At 71.6% G+C, this 5,679-nt stretch carries 8 protein-coding genes; 7 read left to right on the forward strand and 1 reads right to left on the reverse strand.

All coding sequences use genetic code 11. The annotated features are described in order from the left end of the window. Positions 1 to 217: 217 nt before the first annotated feature. The 5 genes from IH13_RS0130080 to IH13_RS0130095 all read left to right on the forward strand — a co-directional run bounded on the left by IH13_RS0130080 (position 218) and on the right by IH13_RS0130095 (position 3,134). Positions 218 to 913, forward strand: a complete 696-nt coding sequence (locus IH13_RS0130080; protein ID WP_031089231.1) for an LmeA family phospholipid-binding protein — start codon at positions 218 to 220, stop codon at positions 911 to 913. Between the two features lie 311 nt (positions 914 to 1,224). Next, positions 1,225 to 1,305 carry a putative leader peptide gene (locus IH13_RS46255; RefSeq protein ID WP_350310325.1) on the forward strand — a complete coding sequence of 27 codons (81 nt, stop codon included), beginning with the start codon at positions 1,225 to 1,227 and terminating at the stop codon, positions 1,303 to 1,305. A 145-nt stretch (positions 1,306 to 1,450) separates the two neighbouring features. Continuing rightward, positions 1,451 to 2,290 (forward strand): sulfurtransferase, encoded by an 840-nt coding sequence (locus IH13_RS0130085; RefSeq protein WP_031089232.1) that lies wholly within the window; start codon positions 1,451 to 1,453, stop codon positions 2,288 to 2,290. A 51-nt stretch (positions 2,291 to 2,341) separates the two neighbouring features. Further along, positions 2,342 to 2,629: a DUF1416 domain-containing protein gene (locus IH13_RS0130090; protein WP_014047432.1), complete on the forward strand. Its 288-nt coding sequence runs from the start codon at positions 2,342 to 2,344 to the stop codon at positions 2,627 to 2,629. A 157-nt stretch (positions 2,630 to 2,786) separates the two neighbouring features. After that, the gene (locus IH13_RS0130095; RefSeq protein ID WP_031089234.1) at positions 2,787 to 3,134 is read left to right on the forward strand and encodes a DUF3099 domain-containing protein; all 348 of its coding nucleotides are present in this window, start codon (positions 2,787 to 2,789) and stop codon (positions 3,132 to 3,134) included. Positions 3,135 to 3,170: 36 nt separating this feature from the next. Here the strand turns inward: IH13_RS0130095 and IH13_RS0130100 are convergent, their stop codons facing one another. Next, the gene (locus IH13_RS0130100) at positions 3,171 to 3,533 is read right to left on the reverse strand and encodes a DsrE family protein (RefSeq protein ID WP_031089235.1); all 363 of its coding nucleotides are present in this window, start codon (positions 3,531 to 3,533) and stop codon (positions 3,171 to 3,173) included. Positions 3,534 to 3,993: 460 nt separating this feature from the next. On the opposite strand from IH13_RS0130100, the gene IH13_RS0130105 reads away from it, so the two are divergent. Together IH13_RS0130105 and IH13_RS0130110 are read left to right on the forward strand one after the other, a co-directional pair. After that, positions 3,994 to 4,647, forward strand: a complete 654-nt coding sequence (locus tag IH13_RS0130105) for a hypothetical protein (RefSeq protein WP_324605203.1) — start codon at positions 3,994 to 3,996, stop codon at positions 4,645 to 4,647. Then, a complete protein-coding gene (locus tag IH13_RS0130110) occupies positions 4,644 to 5,615 on the forward strand; it encodes a hypothetical protein (RefSeq protein WP_234433443.1) in 972 nt (323 codons plus the stop codon). Before IH13_RS0130105 ends, IH13_RS0130110 begins: the two co-directional genes overlap by 4 nt. Positions 5,616 to 5,679 lie beyond the last annotated feature (64 nt).

Raw genomic sequence — 5,679 nt, forward strand, 5'->3', positions numbered from 1 at the left:
CAGCCACGGTTCGCCCCGTCGCGACGCCCGGCACCCGAGAGCACGCACCTGACGCCGCTCGTTCACGGGCGGGTCCTGGCCTGACGCTGCACCGGATCGCGGGCGGAGGGAACCGGCGGTGCGCGAACCCCGTCGATCACTGAAGGGCATGCCGGACAACGGCAGTACGCTCACGGACGCACCAGGGTCCGGCCGGTCCGAGTGGGGAGCAAGGGGCATGCGCGCACTGCGAGTACTGCTGATCATGGCTGTGGTGCTGGGCGGGATATTCGTCGCCGTCGACCGCGCCGCCGTGTACTTCGCGGAGTCGGAGGCCGAGGGCCGGGTCCGGTTCGCGGGGGCGGAGACCGGGTCCACCGAGGTCTCGATCAAGGGGTTCCCCTTCCTGACCCAGGTCGCCGGATCCGAGCTCGACCAGGTCGACGTCAAGGTCGAGGACATCAAGGCCAGCGCGGCCGGCCGGTCGATCCGGATCAGCGAGATACGGGCCCGGTTCCACCAGGTGAAGCTCGGTGCCGGGTACACCAGCGCGACGGCCTCCCGGGTCACCGGGACGGCCGTCGTCTCGTACGCGGACCTCACCGCGGCCGCCGACGACGGGGTCACCGTCGCCTACGGCGGCGAGGGCAAGGTCAAGGTCACCGGAACCGTCCAGGTGCCGCTGGTGGGCAAGCAGCTCTCGCGCAGTGTGCTCTCCACCGTCACCCTCGTCCACGGCGACACCGTCAAGGTGCACGCCGACGAGGTCCCGGGCGAGGGGATCCCCGGTCTGGAGGGCCTGGTCCGCAAGAAGACGGACTTCGAACGGAATGTCGGCGGGCTGCCGGAGGGCCTGGAGCTGGAGGGGATCGAGGTCACCCCGGGTGGCCTGGAGATCTCGATGAGCGGTGCGGACCTCGCGCTGACCGGGTGATCCGCCCGGGGGATGCGGTCCGGCAGACGCCCCGGGCGGAACCGGGCGGAACCGGGCGGGGCGGGTGCGGGGCCGGACTAGGACCGGACGGGAACCGGTGGGGCCGGGTGGGAGCCGCGGAAGCGCGACGGCCGACGATCCGCATACTGAGACGAGCCCGTCCGAGGCGTAGATGCTTCACCGGCCCCGGCCTCCGGCCGTGAGTCCGGCGCCCTGCCCGTACACCTCGTCGTCTCGCATCCCGGACGATCGCGTCTCATAATCCGACACGGCGGTGACATTCCCGACCGTACCTCCCTACGATCGGACCCATGAAGCGACAGGCGGACCTCACGAAGCGGCGGGCAGTAGACCTGTGCCGCGTCGCCGCCATGCTCTGTCGCACCTTCTGAGCGGGACCTTCTCCCGTTTCCCCCCGGCCCTTCGACGACGTCAGGGCCGAACCGTGCCTCCCCGTACGCGCGCCTACGCCGGGCGCCCGCCGTACACCTCGCACCACGCACCACCCCGCCGCAGACTGCCCCGGAGGAGAAACACATGAGCCGCGCAGACGTCCTGGTCGACGCCGACTGGGTCCAGGCCCACATCGACGACCCGCAGGTCGCCATCGTCGAGGTCGACGAGGACACCTCGGCGTACGAGAAGAACCACATCAAGAACGCGATCCGGATCGACTGGACCAAGGACCTCCAGGACCCGGTCCGCCGTGACTTCGTGGACCAGGCCGGCTTCGAGAAGCTCCTGTCCGAGAAGGGCATCGCCAACGACACGCTGGTGGTCCTCTACGGCGGCAACAACAACTGGTTCGCCTCGTACGCGTACTGGTACTTCAAGCTCTACGGCCACGAGAACGTCAAGCTGCTCGACGGCGGCCGCAAGAAGTGGGAGCTGGACTCCCGCGACCTGACCGACGTGGTCCCGACGCGCCCGGCCACCGCGTACAAGGCCAAGCCGCAGGACTCCTCGATCCGCGCCTTCCGTGACGACGTCGTCGCCGCGATCGGCAACCAGAACATCGTCGACGTGCGGTCGCCCGACGAGTTCAGCGGCAAGCTGCTCGCCCCGGCGCACCTCCCGCAGGAGCAGTCGCAGCGTCCCGGCCACGTGCCGAGCTCGCGCAACATCCCGTGGTCGAAGAACGCCAACGACGACGGCACGTTCAAGTCGGACGCCGAGCTCAAGGCCCTCTACGAGGACGAGCAGGTCGACCTGTCGAAGGACACCATCGCGCTGTGCCGCATCGGTGAGCGCTCGGCCCTGACCTGGTTCGTGCTGCACGAGCTGCTCGGTGTCGAGAACGTCAAGAACTACGACGGTTCGTGGACCGAGTACGGCTCCCTCGTCGGCGTGCCGATCGAGCTCGGCGCCAACAAGTAAGCCTCCCCCCGGACCGGTTCAGCAGGACCCCGACCAGAAGGACAGAACACCATGTGTGGAGCACAGGCCGGCGGCCCCGACGCTTCGACGATCAAGCCCGGTGAGACGACCATCCAGGGCAGCGTGACCCGCGACGGCGAGCCCGTCACCGGTTACGTCCGGCTGCTCGACTCGACCGGCGAGTTCACCGCCGAGGTCCCGACCTCGGCCACCGGGCAGTTCCGCTTCTACGCGGCCGAGGGCACCTGGACGCTCCGCGCCCTGGTTCCGGGTGGCACCGCCGACCGCACGGTCGTGGCGCAGACGGGCGGCCTGTCCGAGGTGGCCATCGCGGTGTAGTGCGCCGGCGCGCGGCCGCGCGCACGGAATCGGCCGGAGGGCCGCACCCCGGGGTTGGACCACCTGAGAGGGGCGCGGCCCTCCGTGCTGTGCGGGGGCTCCGGGCACGGGGCGGCGGCCTTCTGCCGGGGTGCGGATCCGGCTCTACGCTGGAGACATGTACGCCCGAAGAAGGCGCGCCTACTTCCTGATGATGGGCGGCTGCCTGGCTCTCTTCGTCTCCGCCTGGGCCTTCGTCCGCCTCTGGTCGATCCCGGCGGCGGTGGCGTTGTGTGTGGTCGCCATGGTCATTCCGCCCGTCGCCGCGATGGTCGCCAACCGGCGCGGCCCGGAGGACCGCTGGTGGGACGATCCGCCGCCGCCTCCACGGGCCCCGCCGCCCCCGCCGTCGGCTCCCCGGCGCCGTCCCGACCGTCCGGACCGCTCCGGCCGCTCCGAGCGCACCGGCGACCCCCAGTCGGACGCGTGGTGGGACGAGCTCGACGGGAGGAAGCGCCCGCGCTGAGGGCCCGCCCCCGGCAGGCCCGTGGCGCCCGCTCCGTCAGTAGACGAGTGCCTGGGTGCCGTCGGCCATGGCCTCCTGCACGAACACCTGGGCACCGGCGATGCGTACGCCCTCCAGCACGTCCTTCTCCGTGATGTCGCGCCGGGCCGCGCACTGGGTGCAGAGCGTGATCCGGCCGCCCGCCCGGATCGACTCGATCAGGTCGGGCAGCGGCGCCGAGTGCGGCAGTTCGAACGAGGCGGCCCGGTCCGGCAGGGCGAACCAGGCGGATTCGCCGGTCAGCCAGAGCGAGACCTCGACGCCGCTGGCGGCGGCCACGGCCGCCACGGTGAAGGCCTGCGAGCAGCGCTCGGGGGAGTCGGCCCCGGCGGTCACCTTGATCACGAGCTTCTTGGGCATGTACCGAACTGTAATCGTCCGGTGGACAACCTCCCCCTGCACCTGTGGGTCAGCTGTGTGCGCGGGTAACGGAACCCGCGCCTCAGGTCTCTATGGGGGGACCCTTTTGGAACCGAAAGACACCATTCCCGATGCTCCGGCGGGGGAACCCGACACGTCGGCCGGCCCGCAGCCCGTGGTGAAGTCCGTCACCACGCCTGCCCCGCCGTCCGTCCCGCCGTCTGTCACCACCCCTGCCCCGCCGTCTGTCACCACCCCTGCCCCGCCGTCTGTCCCGCCGTCTGTCACCACCCCTGCCCCGCCGCCTGTCCCGCCGGCCGTCTCAACGCCTGTCCCGCCGCCCAGCGCGTCGTCCGCCGCCCCGGCCGACCCGGCGGCGACCGTCCGGCGCCGCCCGCGTGGCCGTACCACGCTGCTGATCGCCGCCGCCGCGCTGCTCGGCATCGCCGGCGGGGTCGCCGTGGGGTACGGCGTCCAGGCGGAAAGGCCCCCCACACCCCTGGCCGCGCTCTCGCAGCCGGGTCTCGGCTATCCGGCGAAGGCACTGCCCGCGGACAAGGCGCCCGGACCGCTTCCCGCCGACGAGGACCGGCTGGTCCGCACGGACGGTGACCTGCGCAAGCTGCTGGTGGCCAAGCCGAAGGGCTACCAGGAGGGCGAGCACTTCTTTTCCCAGGACGGCTGGGTGGGCCTGGAGGAGTACGCCCGCTCCTTCGAGGACGAGGGCTTCATGTACGAGGAGCTCCTGGACGCTGACTTCCGCCGGGCCGCGGGCGCGTCCTGGGAACGCGGCGACCGCTCCGTGGTCGTGCTGCTCGTCCAGTTCCGCAGCGGTGTCCACACCGGCGCGGTCGGGCACGCCGAGCAACAACGGTCGTACATGGGCGAGAGCGATGTGGGTGCCGGGAACGAGGGCGACCCTCTGAAGGGCAGCGGCAACGGCCGCTACTACCTCTACGAGGCCGACAACGAGCCGGGATACCTGCCGCTGTACCGGGCCAGGGCCATCGCGCAGCGGGGCGACGTGATGATGGAGATCGACGTCTTCGACTCGAAGCCCATCAGCAAGAAGGACATCCGCAGCCTGGCCGAACGACAGCTGGAGCGACTGTGAACGACGTGACCACGCCGGGGGCGGGCAAGGGCGAGGAGCCCACCGGGACCCCCACGGGTGCCCCCGCCGCTGCCCCCGCAGACGCCCCTGCCGATGCCTCCGCAGACGCTCCCGCGGACGCCCCCGCCCCGGCCGCCGCTCCCGCCGCCACGGATGCCGGCACCACCGCCCCCGCCGCCGGTACGGACCCCGTCCCCGCGGTCGCCGCGCGGCCGCGGAAGGCCGGGCGGACCGTCCTCGCGGCGCTGCCCTTCGTCCTGGTGCTCGGCGCGGTCGGCGGGGCCGGCGCCTACACCGTGGCCACGGTGGACGGCGCGGACCGTACGGCGAGGACCGAGGTGTGGCAGCAGGCCGACCAGGCACCGGGCAAGGACCCCGCGGGCGACGTGGCGGCCGGCCGGCACGACACGGAGCTGAGCCGGTTGCTGCTCCCGGTGCCCGACGGGTACGTGCTGGGCCCGGACCAGGGGGCCGAGGGCAACGACGGCGAGACCAGCGGGAAGAAGGCCACCGCCGCCATGAAGGAGGCCGGCCGGGGCCTGGCCGGCAAGCAGCGGCGCGAGTTCGACCGGCGCATCGAGAAGCTCAAGACCCAGGGCGTCGCCGTGCGGACGTACAGCGCGGACAGTGCCGACGTGGTGATCCGGACGACGATCACCAAGATGCTCGACCGCAAGGCCGTCCGTGAGACCTATGTGTTCCAGAAGGGCCTGATGGAGTCGGTGGGCTTGTTCCGGAAGGGCCCCACGATCGAGGGGCACAAGCACACCACGTGCTTCCTCGTCCCCGGGGAGAAGGACGACGACGGGAACGCCGTCGAGATCGACGGCATGCAGTGCGTGGCGTACGACGGCGAGCTGAGCGTCAGCGTCAGCGCCTTCGGTTCCAAGCCCTTCGACAAGAGGGCGGTGGCGGGCCTGGTCAAGGACCAGATGGACCACATCGCGTCCCCGGGGGAGTACATATGAGCGAGCAGACGATGACACCGGGCGAACCGGTACCCGCCGCCGGGCCCGTGCCCGCATCCGTACC

This window comes from Streptomyces sp. NRRL WC-3549, assembly GCF_000721935.1.
Taxonomy (GTDB): domain Bacteria; phylum Actinomycetota; class Actinomycetes; order Streptomycetales; family Streptomycetaceae; genus Streptomyces.